The 15,314-nt window shown below is 68.4% G+C and carries 14 protein-coding genes; 6 read left to right on the forward strand and 8 right to left on the reverse strand.

What is annotated here, in order from left to right:
- Positions 1 to 3: 3 nt before the first annotated feature.
- The 6 genes from ABIB51_RS04320 to paaA are packed head-to-tail and all read right to left on the reverse strand — an operon-like array spanning position 4 to position 4,900.
- Complete coding sequence (locus tag ABIB51_RS04320; protein WP_354185817.1) at positions 4 to 783, reverse strand: enoyl-CoA hydratase/isomerase family protein; 780 nt, start codon at positions 781 to 783, stop codon at positions 4 to 6.
- Between the two features lie 15 nt (positions 784 to 798).
- Complete coding sequence (paaE, locus tag ABIB51_RS04325) at positions 799 to 2,037, reverse strand: 1,2-phenylacetyl-CoA epoxidase subunit PaaE (RefSeq protein ID WP_354185818.1); 1,239 nt, start codon at positions 2,035 to 2,037, stop codon at positions 799 to 801.
- Positions 2,038 to 2,053: 16 nt separating this feature from the next.
- Positions 2,054 to 2,626, reverse strand: coding sequence for a 1,2-phenylacetyl-CoA epoxidase subunit PaaD (gene paaD, locus ABIB51_RS04330; RefSeq protein ID WP_354185819.1), 573 nt, complete (start codon positions 2,624 to 2,626; stop codon positions 2,054 to 2,056).
- A 2-nt stretch (positions 2,627 to 2,628) separates the two neighbouring features.
- The gene (gene paaC / locus ABIB51_RS04335; RefSeq protein WP_354185821.1) at positions 2,629 to 3,558 is read right to left on the reverse strand and encodes a 1,2-phenylacetyl-CoA epoxidase subunit PaaC; all 930 of its coding nucleotides are present in this window, start codon (positions 3,556 to 3,558) and stop codon (positions 2,629 to 2,631) included.
- Entirely contained in the window at positions 3,555 to 3,872 is a 318-nt protein-coding gene (gene paaB / locus ABIB51_RS04340; RefSeq protein WP_354185823.1) for a 1,2-phenylacetyl-CoA epoxidase subunit PaaB, read from the reverse strand. Before paaB ends, paaC begins: the two co-directional genes overlap by 4 nt.
- Complete coding sequence (paaA, locus tag ABIB51_RS04345; RefSeq protein ID WP_354185825.1) at positions 3,869 to 4,900, reverse strand: 1,2-phenylacetyl-CoA epoxidase subunit PaaA; 1,032 nt, start codon at positions 4,898 to 4,900, stop codon at positions 3,869 to 3,871. The genes paaB and paaA overlap by 4 nt, the downstream gene beginning before the upstream one ends.
- Before the next feature lie 215 nt (positions 4,901 to 5,115).
- Between paaA and ABIB51_RS04350 the strand changes: the two genes are divergently transcribed.
- From ABIB51_RS04350 to ABIB51_RS04375, 6 genes are all read left to right on the forward strand, one after another.
- Positions 5,116 to 6,264 (forward strand): LCP family protein, encoded by a 1,149-nt coding sequence (locus ABIB51_RS04350; protein ID WP_354185827.1) that lies wholly within the window; start codon positions 5,116 to 5,118, stop codon positions 6,262 to 6,264.
- A 5-nt stretch (positions 6,265 to 6,269) separates the two neighbouring features.
- Positions 6,270 to 6,875: an arsenate reductase/protein-tyrosine-phosphatase family protein gene (locus tag ABIB51_RS04355; protein WP_354185829.1), complete on the forward strand. Its 606-nt coding sequence runs from the start codon at positions 6,270 to 6,272 to the stop codon at positions 6,873 to 6,875.
- Positions 6,876 to 6,936: 61 nt separating this feature from the next.
- Positions 6,937 to 7,935 (forward strand): LCP family protein, encoded by a 999-nt coding sequence (locus ABIB51_RS04360; protein ID WP_354185831.1) that lies wholly within the window; start codon positions 6,937 to 6,939, stop codon positions 7,933 to 7,935.
- Between the two features lie 27 nt (positions 7,936 to 7,962).
- On the forward strand, positions 7,963 to 10,179 hold the full coding sequence (locus ABIB51_RS04365; protein ID WP_354185833.1) for a S9 family peptidase: 2,217 nt from the start codon (positions 7,963 to 7,965) through the stop codon (positions 10,177 to 10,179).
- Between the two features lie 155 nt (positions 10,180 to 10,334).
- A complete protein-coding gene (locus ABIB51_RS04370) occupies positions 10,335 to 11,009 on the forward strand; it encodes a peptidoglycan-binding protein (RefSeq protein WP_354185835.1) in 675 nt (224 codons plus the stop codon).
- A 7-nt stretch (positions 11,010 to 11,016) separates the two neighbouring features.
- A complete protein-coding gene (locus ABIB51_RS04375) occupies positions 11,017 to 13,449 on the forward strand; it encodes a hypothetical protein (protein WP_354185837.1) in 2,433 nt (810 codons plus the stop codon).
- A 56-nt stretch (positions 13,450 to 13,505) separates the two neighbouring features.
- Here ABIB51_RS04375 and ABIB51_RS04380 read toward each other — a convergent pair whose 3' ends face one another.
- Positions 13,506 to 14,084 carry a GNAT family N-acetyltransferase gene (locus tag ABIB51_RS04380; protein WP_354185839.1) on the reverse strand — a complete coding sequence of 193 codons (579 nt, stop codon included), beginning with the start codon at positions 14,082 to 14,084 and terminating at the stop codon, positions 13,506 to 13,508.
- Between the two features lie 59 nt (positions 14,085 to 14,143).
- On the reverse strand, positions 14,144 to 15,313 hold the full coding sequence (locus tag ABIB51_RS04385; protein WP_354185840.1) for an acetate kinase: 1,170 nt from the start codon (positions 15,311 to 15,313) through the stop codon (positions 14,144 to 14,146).
- Position 15,314: the final 1 nt, after the last annotated feature.

Raw genomic sequence — 15,314 nt, forward strand, 5'->3', positions numbered from 1 at the left:
TATTCAGCCTTTGAAAACCGGCGGCCGCTTTTCCTGGAAAGCGCGGAATCCCTCGGCGTAATCCTCGCTCTTGCAAAGCCGCGCCTGCTCGGTGTTTTCCTCTTCCATGGCTTCCCACAGCCCCAGGCGCTGGTCGCGGATGTGTGCCACGAGTTCCTTGCTGGCGTTGAATGCCCCGGTGGCGCCGGTGGCCACAGCCGCCACGATGGCCCTGGTGTTTTCCAGCAGGTCCGCCGCAGGCATGGCCCGGCTGAAGAGCCCCTGCGCCACCGCCTCGGCGCCGGTCATGAGCTCGGCCGTATAGATAAGGTCCAAAGTCCGGTGCATACCGAGGCGCTCAGTGAAGTACCAGTGCCCGCCGGAATCCAGCGTGGCCCCGAGCTTGGCGAACGGTGACCCGAACTTCGCGTTCTCCGCGACGTAAACCACGTCCGTGGCCAGCAGCAGCCCCAGGCCCACCCCGAGGCAGGCACCGTGCGCAGCCGCGAAGGTGGGCGCCGGGAAGGAGCTCATCTTCTTCAGCAGCGGCTGGACGAGCCCGCCCAGGTAAGCCTGCGCGTCGTCGCTCTCCGGGGTGACCGCGGAGATGTCCCGCCCGGCGCAGAAGGCACGCCCCTCGCCGCGGAGCAGCAGCGCCCGGACCTCGCCGCGGGCGGCGGCGTCCGCGGCGTCGTCATACGCCTGGGCCAGATCGGCCAGGGCCCGCTCGTCCAGCGAGTTCAGCTTGTGCGGTGCATCGAGCACGATCTCGGCGATGCCGTCGGCGATGATGAGGGAAATCATGGGGCTCCTTGAGGCTTAGACGTCGAAGTCGACGGTGACTTCCGGCGTCGTCGGGTGGGACTGGCAGGTCAGGACGTAGCCCTTGTCCAGTTCATCCTGCTCCAGCGCGTAGTTCTCGTCCATGGTCACGGCGCCGGTGACCACCTTCGCGCGGCACGTTCCGCAGACGCCGCCGGCGCAGGCGAAGGGCACGTCCGGCCGGACGCGCAGGGCTGCGTTGAGGATGGATTCGCGCGCGTGGGTGGGGCTGGAAACCTCGCCCCGCAGCCCGTCCAGCTTGAACGTGATCTTGTAGGTCTCCTTGGATTCGTCCGCGATCACGGGACGGCCGATGTTGCCCTCCGGGCGGTCCGGCTTGCCGGAGGTGAAGAGCTCGAAGCGGATGTGCTCGGGCTTGACGCCACGGGCGGCCAGGGTGTCGCGGCACAGCTGGACGAGCTCGAACGGCCCGCAGAGGAACCATTCGTCGACGTCTGCGCTGTGGATGGCGGTGCCCAGCAGGGCCTGGAGCTTCTCGGCGTCGATCCGGCCGCTGAGCAGCGGCGCGATGCGCTGCTCGCGGGAAAGCACGTGGTGCAGCGCCAGCCGGGCCGGGTACTTGTCCTTCAGGTCCGCCAGCTCTTCGAGGAACATGACGTCCATCGCGGCCTTGTTGGCGTAGACGAGGTCGAAGCGCGTTTCCGGGTGCGCGGCGAGCAGCGTCCGGGCGATCGAGATCACCGGGGTGATGCCGGAACCGGCGGCGATGGCGACGAAGGTGCCGGGTTCCCCCGCCAGCTCCCCTGCCATATCCTGCGGATGGTTCATCGAGTTCATAACGTTCTGCTCGACAGTCTTGCCGTCGCGGCCGTGCTTGGAAACGAAGGCCCCCATCGGGCTCATGACGTCCAGCGCGTCGCCGGCCTTAAGCTCGGCGTTTGCCCACGTGGAGAACAGGCCGCCCAGGTCCTTCTTGATGGCGACCCGGATCTCGCTGCTGCCGTCCGCGAAGCTGCGCGGTTCGGCGCAGATCGAGTAGCTGCGGCGGATCTCGTGCGGCTGACCGTCGGCGTCCGGCAGGGTGGTGCGCAAGGCGACGTACTGGCCCGGCAGGTAGTCGAACTGCCCGGCCAGCTCCGCGGGGACACCGAAGGTGACTTCGATGGCGTCCTCGGTGAGCCGGCGGACCTCGTCCACGGTCAGGGTGTGGAAGGACGCACGACGGCGGCCGGTGGCTGCGGCCGTTTCCGCGGCGGTCTGGCGGACAACCTTCATGGGGGACACCTGTTCCTTACAAGACTTTGAAATAGTCGAACGGTTCCTTGCAGTCCTGGCACACGTAGAGGGCCTTGCAGGACGTGGAACCGAAGCGGGTGAGTTCCTTGGTGTTCAACGACGAGCACTGCGGACATTTGACGGCGAGGGACAGCCGGACCGGGCCGGCGTGCCGGACTGCTTTTCCATCAACAGCTGTCTGGCCGGAGGGCGGGGCGATGCCGTACTCCTGCAGCTTGGCCTTGCCGGCCTCGCTCATCCAGTCCGTGGTCCACGCCGGCGAGAGCACCAGCGCGACATGGACGTTCGGATAGCCTTCGCTGGCGAAGGCCGTCTTGAGGTCATCGCGGATGGCGTCCATGGCGGGGCAGCCCGAGTACGTCGGCGTGATGGTGACCTCGACGGCCGGGACCATCCCGCCGTCGTCGAACATCCGCACGCCCCGGAGGATCCCCAGGTCGGCAATGGTGAGGACCGGAATCTCCGGATCGCAGACGGTGGCGGCGAGGTCCCAGGCTTTTTGCTCCGGGGTCCGGTGGCCGGCGGCACGTTCGCTGCCGGCAGCGGCGGTGGGGTGGCTGACGTACATGGCTACCAGCTGGCTCCGGGGTACTCGCGGGCGAGCACCTGCATCTCGGCAAGGAGGTAGCCGAGGTGTTCGGAGTGCTGTCCGCGGCGGCCGCCGCCGGGGGCGGGCTGGACCTGCGGAACGTCCAGTTCCGCTTCGGCGAGGACCTCGCCGGTCAGGCGGTCGAAGTCGGCCCGCAGGCTGGAGGGCTCGACGGCGGTGCCGGACGCGCTGAGGCGGCCGGTGAATTCGTCGTCGCGGAACAGCTCGTCGACGTACGGCCAGATTCCCTTGAAGGCGCGGATGATCCGCTGCCGGGATTCGTCCGTCCCGAGGGCCAGGCGCAGGACCCACTGGGCACTGTGGTCGCGGTGATAGTCCACTTCCTTGACTGCCTTGGCGGCGATGCCGGCGATGGTGGGGTCGGTGGATTCTGCCAGCCGGCGGTAGAGCTCGAACTGGTAGTAGCTGACCACGAACTGCCGGGCGATGGTGACAGCAAAGTCGCCGTTGGGGATTTCGAAGATCTGGATGGACCGGAATTCGGGTTCCCGGCGGAAGTACGCGAGCTCGTCCTCGCTCCGGCCGGAGAAACCGCCGGCGTAGCTGAGGAACGAGCGGGCATGTCCGAGCTGGTCCAGGGCTATGTTGCCCAGGGCGACGTCCTCCTCCAGCTCAGGGGCCCGGGAAATCCAGTGGCTCAGGCGCTGCGCCAGGATCAGTGCGTCGTCGCCCAGCCGCAGGGCGAGTTCGGCGGCGTCTTCGCCCGGTTTGGCGGTGCCGCGGCTGACGGCCAGCGCAATGTCTTCGGGGCGCAGGGCGTTGCCTGGCGTGATGCGGGTGGCGCTGGCCGCGCCGTCTCCGCCGGCGCCGGCGACGCCGACGGAAATGTCGCCGTGGCCGGACGTTTCTGCCGTTTGCTCGGGGGCCGCAGTTTCAGGTGTGGTGCTCACAGGTGCTTCACGCCCTCGCTCTTGGTGTAATACGTCGCGTGCCGGTAGTCCTTGCCTTGGGGCGATTCGAAGAACGAGCCCTTGGCGTCGGGATCGCTCGAGGCGATGGCGTCCGCCGGGACAACCCAGATGGACACGCCTTCGTTGCGCCGGGTGTAGAGGTCACGGGCGTTGCGCAGGGCCATGGCCGCGTCCGGGGCGTGCAGGGATCCGGCGTGGACGTGGGAGAGACCACGGCTGGAGCGGACAAACACTTCCCAGATCGGCCAGACGTTGCCCTTGTGCGGTTCGGGGGTCGTGGTGTCGTTGGTCATGCTGCGGATTCCTTCTCTGCTTGCTTGCTGCGCTGTTTGTCGGCATAAGCCGCCGCGGCTTCGCGCACCCAGGCGCCGTTCTCGTGCGCTTCGCGGCGCCGCTCCAGGCGCTGGGCGTTGCAGGGGCCCCGGCCGGCCAGAACTTCGTGGAACTCGTCCCAGTCCAGCGGGCCGTGCTCCCACTTTTTGGTCTCTTCGTTGAAACGGATGTCCTTGTCCGGAAGGGTGAGGTCCAGGACCTTGACCTGCTCCATCATCATGCCGACAAAGCGGTTGCGCAGCTCGTCGTTGCCGAAACGCTTGATGTTCCAGGCCATGGACTGCTTGGAGTTGGGCGAATCGTCATCCGGCGGCCCGAACATCATCAGGGCCGGCGCGTACCAGCGGTTCACGGCGTCCTGGGCCATCTGCTTCTGTTCCGGGGTGCCGTGGGAGAGTTCCAGCAGGATCTCGAAGCCCTGGCGCTGGTGGAAGGACTCCTCCTTGCACACCCGGACCATGGCCCGTCCGTAGGGCCCGAAAGAGGCGCGGCAGAGCGGCACCTGGTTGGCGATCGCAGCGCCGTCGACCATCCAGCCGATAGCACCCATGTCCGCCCACGTCCGTGCCGGGTAATTGAAGATGGAGGAGTACTTGGCCTTGCCGTCCATCAGGTCCCGCATCATGGCATCGCGCGGCTGGCCGAGGGTCTCGGCCGCGGAGTACAGGTACAGGCCGTGGCCGGCCTCGTCCTGGACCTTGGCCATGAGGATGGCCTTGCGCTTGAGGCTCGGGGCGCGGGAGATCCAGTTGGCTTCCGGCTGCATACCGATGATCTCGGAGTGCGCGTGCTGGGAGATCTGCCGCAGCAGGGTCTTGCGGTAGGCAGGGGGCATCCAGTCGCGGGGCTCGATCCGGGAATCGTCCGCCATGACCTTGTCGAAATAGGCCTGGCCTTCCGCGTCCCGCCGGGCCGCATCTTCGAGGCTGGCGCCTCCTCCTGCCGGCGTTGGCTCTGCGGGCACTGACTGCAGGGTCTGCGATGCCATGGTTGCTCCTATGCATTTCCGATAAATAATTACCGACCGTTCGTTCAGGATATGCGGAAGGCGCGAGATGCGTCAAGCACCGCGCTGGGGGCGGCCACAGGGAAATTCAAGTTTTACTGCGTCCCTGGTGGTAGCCTCTGGAACACGCCGCCGACTGCAGCGGGCGCCAGTGCGGTGTTCGGCGCCGTCAGCTGCACAGACTCCTAGGACCCCGCATGCCGAACCGTTTCGAAGCAGATCGCGAAACTGCACCGGGGCGCGGGTCCCGGCAGGCGGTCGTTCCGCCGGACGCCGATGGCCGGCCTTCGGCCCAGCAGGGCTCCGATGCCGGCCCCGCCCGGCAGAAGCGTCGGAAGAGGCCGCTGGTGCTGGTCCTGATGATCCTCGTGCTGCTGGTACCCGCCTCCGTTGGCGCGTACCTGTTCTCCCTGGCAGCGGTCTACGACTCCGGGACCAGGACCATCGAGGATGCGTTCCCGCCGGAAGCCGTACGGGTTCCGGCCGCCCAGGTCCCGGCCGGCGCCGCGAAACCGCTGAACATCCTGGTCATGGGCAGCGACAGCCGGGAGGCGCCGGAAGACAGTGGTGCCAAAGCTTCTGCAGGGACAGCCTCGAACCAGCGGGCCGACACGCTCATGCTGCTCCATATTCCCGCGGACCGCGCCAACGTCTACAGCATCTCGCTCATGCGCGACCTCTGGGTGGACCTTCCGGGCCACGGCGAAGCCAAGATCAATGCCGCCCTGGCCTTCGGCGGCGTTCCGCTTATGGTCCAGACCGTGGAGTCCCTGCTCCAGCAGCGGGTTGACCATGTGGTCAGCATCGACTTTGCGGGATTCAAGGGCCTCACGGATGCGCTGGGCGGGGTGAAAGTGGACGTGAAGGTCCCCTTCACCTCAGACACCGGGGGCAAGCGCTACATTTTCAGCAGGGGACCCAACGCCCTGGACGGGACCGAGGCCCTGGCGTTTGTCCGTGAGCGCTACGCCTTCCCGGATGGCGACTACCAGCGCGTGAAGAACCAGCAGGCGTACCTCCGGGCGGTCATCGCCAGGACTTTCGACGCCGGAAAGCTCACCAACCCGGTCACGCTCCACAATGTAGTCTCAGCTGTCTCGCCCTTCCTCAGCGTGGGGCAGGGCCTGGACTCGCTCGAGGTGGGCCGCCTTGCCTTCAGCCTCCGCGATATCCGGGCCAACGACGCCGTCTTCTTCACCCTGCCGACTGCCGGCGTCGGGACCTCCGCGGACGGCCAGTCCATCGTCCTGCCCGATGTCGACGCCATCGCGGACATCACGGCCGCAGTCACGGCGGACACCCTCGGTGACTATGTGGCCACCACGAACCTCGGCAACGGAAACTAGGAACTGTGGAAAATTCCCTACCCATCCGGATCCTCACGGTCTGCACCGGAAACATCTGCCGCTCACCCGTCGCTGAACGCCTGCTCCAGGCCGGCCTCGACGACCTCAGCCCCGGGACGTTCCAGGTCCGGAGCGCCGGAACCGGGGCAATGGCCGGCGACCCGGTCCAGCCCCTCTCGGCCCGGATCATTGCGGCCTACGGGGGCTCGCCGGCTGGCTTTGCGGCACGGCAGCTGGCACCGGGAGTCCTGCACGATGTGGACCTCGTCCTGACCATGACGGCGGGCCACCGCGCCGAAGTGGTGCAGACTGACCCGTCCGTACTCAAACGGACCTTCACGATCCGCGAGTTTGCCCGGATGGTGGGGATCCTGGCGGAACGGCAGCCCTCCCCCGGCCCCGTGGCTGACCTGCCCGCGTGGTGGAAGGCGCTCCCCGCACGGGCTGCCTCCGTGCGTCACCTCGCCCTGGCAACCGTCCCCGCCGACAACGACGTCGCGGATCCCTACGGACTCGGCCCGGAGGCTTACCGGCGGATGGAGGACGAGCTGGCGCCCGCCGTGCTCGCCATCCTCCGCTACGCCCGGCTGACAGCCCCCGCGGCGGCCTGACGTGGAAGGGCGGGCGGTTCCGGGCGGAAGGCGCCCCCGGCGTGCCATCGTCTTTGCCGCGGTGGCCGCCCTGCTGATTCTGGCCGTGGCAGCCGCCGCCTATTTCCTGAGCCGACCGCGGGGCGAGGCGTCCGCCCCCGCCGGGACCGCCGGCCCGGCACCGGCAGCCGCTCCGGAGCCGTCGCCCTCCCCCAGCCCCACTCCGACGCCGACCCCGACGCCGGAACCTCCCGCCGTCGCGCTGAACATCCTCCTGGTGGGCAGCGACAGCCGGGTGAACGCCCGCCAGCCGGCCGCCGTCGGGGCCGCCTCCGACCAGCGGGGCGACGCCCTGGTGTTCATCCATCTGCCGGCGGACCGCCAGGGAATCTACGGCATCTCCATCATGCGCGACCTGTGGGTGGACATCCCCGGGTACTACGCGGCGAAGATCAACGCCGGGCTGGAACTCGGCGGACTTCCCTTGATGACGCGGACAGTCGAGGCGCTGCTCGGCCAGCACATCGACCACACGGTGATGCTGGACTTTGAGGGGTTCGCCGCCATGACCGACGCCCTCGGCGGCGTCGACGTGGACGTGCGGCGGCCGTTCACGTCCACGGTCGACACCCGGTATTACTTCCGGCCCGGCGTGAACCGGCTGAACGGCGCCCAGGCGCTGGCGTTCGTCCGGGAACGTCACGCCTTTGTGGACGGTGACTACCAGCGGGTCCGCAACCAGCAGACCTTCCTGCAGGCCGTGATGGCCAAAATGGCGGCCGAAGGCGGACTGGCGGACCGCAACACCGTCCGGCAGCTCGTCAGGACCGTTCTTCCGCACGTCACGCTGGACACCAGCTTCACCCTGGAGTCGCTGGAAACCCTGGGCTTCAGCCTCCGCAACGCGGTCCCGGGGCGCGGCGTGTTCTTCACGCTTCCGACGGCCGGCCCCGGCACCAGCCGAGACGGCCAGTCCATCATCAGGCAGAATCCCGCCGCGACAGCCGCGGTGTCCGCCGCACTGTCCGGGCAGCGCCTCGCCGAGTACGTGGCGGCGAACAACCTGCAGAACGGCAACTGAGCCGCTGCCGTTCGGTAGATTGGGTCTATGACCCAGATTCCTGTTCAGCCCTCCCCGCAGCCTCCCGTCGCCAGGAAGGTCCCCGCCCTCCGCACCCACCACGGCGACGCCTTCGAGGACAACTACGAGTGGCTGCGCGACAAGGAATCGGCGGACGTCGTCGACCTCCTCACGGCCGAAAACGCTTACCAGGAAGCGGTGACCGCCCACCAGCAGCCGCTGCGCGGGGCCATCTTCCAGGAGATCAAGGGACGCACCCAGGAGACAGACTTGTCTGTCCCGAACCGCAAAGATGGCTGGTGGTACTTCACCCGCTCCGTCGAGGGCAAGGAGTACGGCATCCAGTGCCGCGTCAAGGCCTTGGACACCGGGGATCCTGTGGCGGACTGGACGCCCCCCGCAGTGGAGGCCGGCGTCGGACTGTCCGGCGAGGAAGTCCTGCTCGACTGCAACGTGGAAGCGGAAGGGAAGCCGTTCTTCGCCGTTGGCGGCACCGCCGTGACCGTGGACGGCAGCCTCTACGCCTACGCCGTGGACAACGCCGGGGACGAGCGCTTCACCCTGCGCGTCAAGGACCTCCGGACCGGCGAACTCCTGCCCGACGTGATCGAGAACGTCTTTTACGGCATCTCGTTCTCCCCTGACGGCACCCGGATCTTCTACACCGTGGTGGACGATTCGTGGCGGCCGTACCAGGTGAAGGCCCACACGCTGGGCACGCCCGTCACCGACGATGAGGTGATCTACCAGGAGGACGACGTCGCCATGTGGCTGGGCTTCGAGCTGTCCGCTGACCGCCGCCACCTCGTGCTGAGCATCGGCTGCTCCGAGTTCAGCGAGACACGGCTGCTGCGCTTCGAGGACCCCGACGCCGGACTGCGCACCGTGATCTCCCGGCAGGAACGCATCCTCTACGAGGCAGAGCCGTTCCTTCTCGCCGACGCGGCCGGCCGGCCGGCGGAGGCAATTGTGCTGACCCACAACAAGGACGCCATCAACTCCATGGTCTCCCTCGTGGACCCGGCCGAACTCGACAAACCGCTCGCCGGGCAGCACTGGACCACCGTCGTCGCGCATTCGGACGACGTGCGCGTCAACGGCGCCGGCGTCACCGCGACCCACCTGGTGGTCTCGGTCCGCAAGGACACGATCGAACGTGTGCAGGTCCTGGCCCTGGCCGGCCTCGGCACCCCGGAGCAGGGCGAACCGGTCGAACCCGCCTTCGATGAGGAGCTGTACACCGCCGGCGTTGCCGGGTCGGACTACGAGGCTCCGGTGATCCGGATGGGCTACACCTCCTACTTCACCCCGTCGCGGGTCTACGACTTCGTGCTGCCCACCGCGGAGAAGCCCGCCGGTGTACTGCTGCTGCGCAAGGAAAGCCCGGTGCTGGGCGGCTACTCCGCCACGGACTACGTCGCCACCCGGGAATGGGCTGTCGCGGGGGACGGGACCCGGATCCCGCTGTCCGTGCTGCGCCACAAATCGGTGCAGCAGGACGCCACGGCAGCCGGACTCGTGTACGGCTACGGCTCCTACGAGCTGAGCATGGACCCCGGATTCGGCATCCCCCGGCTCTCGCTGCTGGACCGGGGCATCGTGTTCGTGATCGCGCACATCCGCGGCGGCGGGGAACTCGGCCGGCACTGGTACGACAGCGGCAAGAAGCTGCACAAGAAGAACACCTTCACCGACTTCATCGCAGCCACCGACTGGCTTGCCGGATCCGGCTGGGTGGACCCGGCCCGGATTGCGGCGATGGGCGGCTCCGCCGGCGGCCTGCTGATGGGCGCCGTCGCCAACCTGGCACCGGAAAAGTATGCCGCGATCGTGGCAGCCGTCCCGTTCGTGGACGCCCTGACCACCATCCTGGACCCGGAACTGCCGCTCTCAGCGCTGGAGTGGGAGGAATGGGGAAACCCCATCACGGACCCCGACGTCTACGCGTACATGAAGTCCTACACCCCGTACGAGAACGTCCGCGCGGTGGACTACCCCAAGATCGCGGCCGTGACGAGCTTCAACGACACCCGCGTACTCTATGTGGAGCCGGCGAAATGGGTCCAGCGGCTGCGCGAACTGAACACCGGCAGCGAGCCGATCGTTATGAAGATCGAAATGGAAGGCGGCCATGGCGGCGCCTCCGGCCGCTACGTGCAGTGGAAGGAACGGGCCTGGGACTACGCCTTCGTCGCCGATTCCCTGGGCGCCACGGCGCTGCTCCCGGGTGCCGGGCTGAAATAGCCCGGCGCGGCGGCGGGAGTCCACCACCGGATAATTGGTCATCATGCTTAGTATTTACTGGCATGATGGGCTCACCGACGTGGAACCCGGCCGCTGGGGGCGGGGCGTCGTTGAACCATGACCGGGCGCCGCGTGCGCCAGAGATGGAATTTGCTATGAGCGTTGAGCAGGGAATGACCCCGTTGACCGACGATGAGCTGATGGCAGAGTCGGGCACCGCCCTTCCGGACAAGGAAGTGGCGTCCGTGCTGGACCTCAACGCCGATCTGGACCTCGGCATCAACGCGGCAGCTCCGATCGACCTCGCCGTCGCGGCCAACGCCAACGTCGCCGCCCCGATTGACGCCGCGGCCTCCGCGAACATCCTGTCCTTCGGCTCCGAGTCCCAGGCCCTCGCCGATCAGGGTGTCATCATCAACCAGGGCATCACGGCCGACGCCACCGCGGAATCCGCCCAGGACAGCACCATCGACCAGGCCACCGGCACCGCCGGGGACGGCACCGGCACCGGCACTACTACCGACGCCGGTACGGCCGGTACGGCTCCCGACCTGGGCGCTGTGCCCACCGACGCCGCCGGCGCCGTCAACGGGAACCTGCTCAATGTGAACGTGGACCTCGCCGCCGACGCCGACATTGCGGCCCCGATCAACGGCGCCGTGGCGGCCAACGCGAACGTGGCCGCACCGATCGATGCTGCAGTGGCCGCCAACATCGGCTCGATCGACAGCGACGCCTTCGCCGTGGCCCAGCAGGACGCGATCATCAACCAGGACATCGAAGGTGAGGCCACGGCCACCGCCGACCAGCAGTCCGACCTCCGTCAGTAGTTCCTGAATGAGTACCACGCACGGCGGGCCGTCCACAGCGGACGGCCCGCCGGCTTCCCCTGCGCCAGCTCCCGCCGTCTGCACCCTGCAGATCCCCGTCCGGGCTGACGGGGTCCAGCTGCTCGGCGAGACGAAGGGCTCCGGCTACCGCGAGGCGCCGTCGCTGGTCAGGCGCGCCGACGGGCAGACGCTGCAGCTCACCGGGCTGCTCTACCTCACTCTCGAAGCGGTTGACGGCACCCGGGGGCTCGAGGAAATCGCAGCGCACGCGAGTGCCCGCTCCGGCCGGCTGGTCAGCCCCGACAACGTCCGGACCCTGATCGAGTCCCAGCTGCTGCCGCTCGGGTTGCTGCAACTGGCGGACGGAACCCAGCCCGAGGTCCGCAAATCCGATCCCCTGCTGGGGATGCGCTTCCGCTATTCGGTGACGGACCCGGAGCGCACGCGCAAACTGACGGCGCCGTTCACGGTCCTGTTCAACCCGCTGGTAGTGGCGGCGGTTACCGCGGCCTTCGTCGCGACCTGCTGGTGGGTGCTGATGGTGAAGGGCCTCGCCTCGGCCACGCATGAGGCCTTCGCCAACCCCGGCCTCGTGCTGCTGATCCTGCTGGTCACCGCGCTGTCCGCAGGGTTACACGAGTTCGGCCACGCGGCCGGGGCCCGCCGCGGCGGTGCCACCCCGGGAGCGATGGGCACCGGCCTGTACCTCATCTGGCCCGCCTTTTACACCGATGTGACCGACTCCTACCGGCTGGGCCGCGCCGGCCGCCTCCGGACCGACCTCGGCGGCCTGTACTTCAACGCAATCGTGGCCGTGGCCATGATGGGGATCTGGTGGGCCACCGGCTATGACGCCTTGTTGCTCGTCATCGTCACCCAGCTCCTGCAGATGGTCCGCCAGCTCCTTCCGCTGGTCCGCTTCGACGGATACCACATCCTCGCGGACGCCACCGGGGTACCGGACCTCTTCCAGCGGATCAAGCCCACCCTGCTCAGCCTCCTGCCGTGGCGCTGGAACGACCCCGAAGCGCAGGCCCTCAAGCCGTGGGCGCGCGCCGTCGTGACCATCTGGGTGCTGGTCACCGTGCCACTGCTGCTCTTCAGCATGGTCATGATGGTCCTGTCCCTGCCGCGCCTCCTTGGCACCGCCTGGGCCAGCACAGTGAACCAGTACGCCATGCTCGTCGCGAGCTTCGGGAAGGGCGACTTCCTTGACGCCTCCGTCCGCGTCCTGGCCATTGCCGCCGTCGCGCTTCCCGTGCTCGCGGTCTTCTACATCCTGCTGCGTCTGGGGCGGCAGGTCCTGACGGGCCTCTGGCAGAGGACCCGGGGCAAAGCCCTCCAGCGCGGGACCGCAATCGCCGTGATCGGCGCCGTGCTGGCCGGGCTGGCCTGGGCCTGGTGGCCCGGGACGGAGAGCTACCGTCCCGTCCAGCCCTACGAGCGCGGCACCCTCGCCGACGCGACCACCGCCGTCTTCCCGGCGGCACCGGGATCCGGGATGCGGGAGGGCCGGGCCGGCAGGACCGTGGCGCTCTGGCCCGAAGGTGCCCGGAAGCCGACCCGGGACGAACCCCAGCTGAGCATGGTGCTGGTGCCCCGGCAGGCCGCCGGATCCGGCAGCGGACCGGCGACGGCCCCCTCCTGGGTGTTTCCCTTCGACCAGCCCGCCGCGCCCGAGGCGGACGGCAACTTCTCGCTCGCGGTCAACACCACGGACGGCTCGGTGGTCTACGACGTCGCCTTCGCGCTGGTCTGGGCCGACGACGGAGAGGACGTCCAGACCCGCAACGAGGCCTACGCCTTTGCCAGCTGCGCGGACTGCACCGCCGTCGCGGTGGGCTTCCAGGTGGTCCTGATCGTGGGCCAGACCGATGTGATCGTCCCGGAGAACCTCTCGGCGGCCGCCAACTACAACTGCCTCCGGTGCCTGACTTACGCCCTGGCGGACCAGCTGGTGCTGACCCTGGACGGGCCGCTGAGTGCGGACGGAGCGGCCAGGCTGAATGAGCTGTGGCAGCAGATCGCGGACTTCGGCCGGAACCTGCAGAAGGTGCCGCTGTCGGAAATCCAGGGACGGCTGAGCGCCTTCAAACAGCAGGTCATGGACGTGATCGCCGGCGATCCCAGCGCGAGCCCGGGGGCTGGGTCGGGCTCGGCGACTGCACCGCCCACGACGGCGGGCCCGTCGCCGTCGGGCACGCAGCCACCGTCCCCGGGGGCCACCGGGACACCGCAGCCGGCCGGCGGCCCTGCCCAGACCGCTCCGGTTCAGGCGCCCACCGGGGGGACGGCGGCGTCCGGATCGCAGCCCGCCACCCCGCCCGCTGACACCACGACGGCGCAACCGGGACTTTCAACGCCGGCCCCGCCCGCGCCGGGCACCGGCGCGGGCCAGGTCCCGCCTTCGCCGACGGCCACGGCATCGCCGACGCCCTAGGCGTACAGCACCCGACGGAGATGGCCGGAATGATCACGTCATTCCGGCCATCTCCGTCAGTCCGTTAAACCCTTCACGGGCTGACGGGACTTCCATTCGTCGTCGAGGATGGCGTAGACGACTTCCGTGGCCCATTGGTCCTTGTAGTGCCATTTGTCCACCTGCCGCGATTCCAGCCGCATGCCCAGCCGTTCGCACAGCGCGGCCGAGGCAGTGTTGAGCGCGTCGAGCTTGGCGTCCATCCGGTGGTAACCCAGTTCCTCGAAGCCGAGCTTCAACAGGGCTTCGGCGGCTTCCGTGCCGACGCCCTTGCCCCGCGCTTCCGGGGCCAGGCTCCAGCCGATCTCGGCCTGGCCGCAGCCGGGCAGCCATTTGAGCACCACCTCGCCGAGCAGCTGTCCGGGGGCGTCGGCGGCCTCGATGGCCAGGCAGATCCAGTCGCCCTCTTTCTCGAAGACGAAGTTGGCGTACTTGCCCACGGACTCCATGGACTTGGTGTAGCTCTTCGCCTCCCCGGGCAGGAACCGGGCGGTTTCGGGCAGCGAGTGGTAGGCGTGGTACGCGTCCAGGTCAGCGCCCTCGAAGCGGCGCAGCACGAGCCGTTCGGTGTGGATGGGCAGGTTGAGTTCCGTCATGCCCCCACGCTACCCATCGATTGCTCCGCAGGGGCCGTTATGGGCCCTCAAAAGGGCGGTTACGGAGCAACCGACGCCTGGCCGACGACGGCGGCGGTCGCCTCCGCGATAGCGCGTTCCTCGTCCGTGGGCACCACAAGCACCGGCAGAGCAGAGACGGGCGTGGAAATCACCCGCGGTTCCTTGGAGCGCTGCCGGTTCAGGCCGGCGTCGAGCTGCACGCCCAGCGCGCCGAGCCGCTCCGCGACCAGTGCGCGGAACTGGTGGGAGTTCTCGCCGATCCCGGCCGTGAAGACCAGCGCCTTGGCCCCGCCGACGGCCACATGGTAGCCGCCGATGTACTTCGCGAGCCGGTAGGAGGCGACGGCGAGGGCCATGGCCGCTTTGGCATCGCCGGCTTCCGCGGCCTCCACCACTGAGCGCATGTCGTTGTTCCCGGCCAGAGCCTTGAGGCCGGACTGCCGGTTCAGCATGGAATCGAGGTCTTCCGGCGACCAGCCCGCCCGCCCAAGGAACACCAGGATGGACGGATCCAGGTCACCGGAACGCGTTCCCATCACAAGACCTTCCAGCGGGGTGAAGCCCATGGACGTGTCCACTGACTCGCCGCCGCGGATCGCCGTGATTGAGGCACCGTTGCCCAGGTGCGCGATCACGGCGTCGAACTCCTCCACCGGTACATCCAGCAGCGCCGCCGCCCGGTGCGCCACGTACTCGTGGGAGGTGCCATGGAAGCCGTAGCGGCGGATGCCATGGTTCGTGTACAGCTCGTCCGGCACTGCGTAGCGCCAGGCGTACTCCGGCAGGGTGCGGTGGAAGGCGGTGTCGAACACGGCCACTTGCGCTAACTCGGGCCACTTCTTCGAGATGGCGCGGATCCCGAGCACATTGGCGGGGTTGTGCAGCGGCGCCAGCGGGTTGAGCCGTTCAATGGCCCGGGCAATTTCGTTGTTGACCAGCACCGGCTCCGAGAAGCGCTCCCCGCCGTGCACCACACGGTGTCCCACCGCGTCCAGCATCCGGTCCCCGAGCGCCGCGTGGATCTCGGCGTCCACCTGCTCCAGGGCCTCGGCGTGGTCGCGGGGGCCCACGATTTCGCCGTCGCCCTCGCCGCCGGTGCCCATGCCGATCCTTTCGACCAGCCCCTCGGCCAGCACGCTGCCGGCTTCAACATCGCGGACCTGGTACTTGAGCGACGACGAGCCTGAGTTGATGACGAGCACGAGCATG

It is taken from the genome of Arthrobacter sp. UYCu712 (assembly GCF_040547005.1).
Classification (GTDB): Bacteria; Actinomycetota; Actinomycetes; order Actinomycetales; family Micrococcaceae; genus Arthrobacter.

Bases quoted from the DNA above. Each gene is read 5' to 3' on its own strand.
- ABIB51_RS04320 (WP_354185817.1), bottom strand. From the start codon at position 783: ATGATTTCCCTCATCATCGCCGACGGCATCGCCGAGATCGTGCTCGAT.
- paaE (WP_354185818.1), bottom strand. From the start codon at position 2,037: ATGAAGGTTGTCCGCCAGACCGCCGCGGAAACGGCCGCAGCCACCGGC.
- paaD (WP_354185819.1), bottom strand. From the start codon at position 2,626: ATGTACGTCAGCCACCCCACCGCCGCTGCCGGCAGCGAACGTGCCGCC.
- paaB (WP_354185823.1), bottom strand. From the start codon at position 3,872: ATGACCAACGACACCACGACCCCCGAACCGCACAAGGGCAACGTCTGG.
- paaA (WP_354185825.1), bottom strand. From the start codon at position 4,900: ATGGCATCGCAGACCCTGCAGTCAGTGCCCGCAGAGCCAACGCCGGCA.
- ABIB51_RS04350 (WP_354185827.1), top strand. From the start codon at position 5,116: ATGCCGAACCGTTTCGAAGCAGATCGCGAAACTGCACCGGGGCGCGGG.
- ABIB51_RS04365 (WP_354185833.1), top strand. From the start codon at position 7,963: ATGACCCAGATTCCTGTTCAGCCCTCCCCGCAGCCTCCCGTCGCCAGG.
- ABIB51_RS04370 (WP_354185835.1), top strand. From the start codon at position 10,335: ATGAGCGTTGAGCAGGGAATGACCCCGTTGACCGACGATGAGCTGATG.
- ABIB51_RS04375 (WP_354185837.1), top strand. From the start codon at position 11,017: ATGAGTACCACGCACGGCGGGCCGTCCACAGCGGACGGCCCGCCGGCT.
- ABIB51_RS04380 (WP_354185839.1), bottom strand. From the start codon at position 14,084: ATGACGGAACTCAACCTGCCCATCCACACCGAACGGCTCGTGCTGCGC.
- ABIB51_RS04385 (WP_354185840.1), bottom strand. From the start codon at position 15,313: ATGCTCGTGCTCGTCATCAACTCAGGCTCGTCGTCGCTCAAGTACCAG.